1 protein-coding gene is annotated in these 645 nt (G+C 31.3%); it reads right to left on the reverse strand.

Annotation, left to right across the window (positions count from 1 at the left end; all coding sequences use genetic code 11):
• Positions 1–16 precede the first annotated feature (16 nt).
• Positions 17–580, reverse strand: a complete 564-nt coding sequence (locus KLA_RS17360) for a hypothetical protein (RefSeq protein WP_034647501.1) — start codon at positions 578–580, stop codon at positions 17–19.
• Between the last annotated feature and the right edge of the window lie 65 nt (positions 581–645).

A 645-nucleotide genomic window follows, 5' to 3' on the forward strand; every position in this document is an offset into this window, starting at 1 on the left:
AAAGTCCGCATTACGTTTAGGTATTGTTGTACCCAGTTTTTTTTCTTTTTATTATTTCAAATATTCCTAAAGTCAGTAACGCAATTATTATTCCTTGAATAAAGAATATTCCAATTCCGTATGACATTGTTTCTATAAGTCCAGCGTTTCCATTTTCAGGTTGATAGTCTCTATGAAAACTTGTTGTAATTATGACAAAACGTTCAAAATACATTCCGCTTTTCATTCCCAAGGCAACCAAAAGGACATACCAAAATTTTAATGCTAATTTTTCAATGAATAAAGTCAGAGGTAAAAATAAAGCAGACAATAACATTATCCAATAAGCCCACCAATATGGTCCTGTTGCTCGATTGATAAAGGCGTGTTCATCTGGATTTATAGCTATTTCAATCAGATAAAAAGTAAATGTAACTATCGTGTAAATAATGATTGTCCAACGAATTAAATTCAGAGCTTTTTTCGTTTCAAATCGTTTTTTGAAAATCACTTCGACAAGCATTAGTATCAGAATTATCGGAATCAAACAATGAATTAGATTTGCATCAACTATTTCAATAACTCTCTTATATAATTCCATTTTTTGTCTTTCGTTGATTGGTAGTCAAATTGGGTACAACGGTAGGTATAACCGAAGTTACGGGA

This window comes from Cellulophaga geojensis KL-A (assembly GCF_000568425.1).
In the GTDB taxonomy this organism is placed as follows: Bacteria; Bacteroidota; Bacteroidia; order Flavobacteriales; family Flavobacteriaceae; genus Cellulophaga; species Cellulophaga lytica.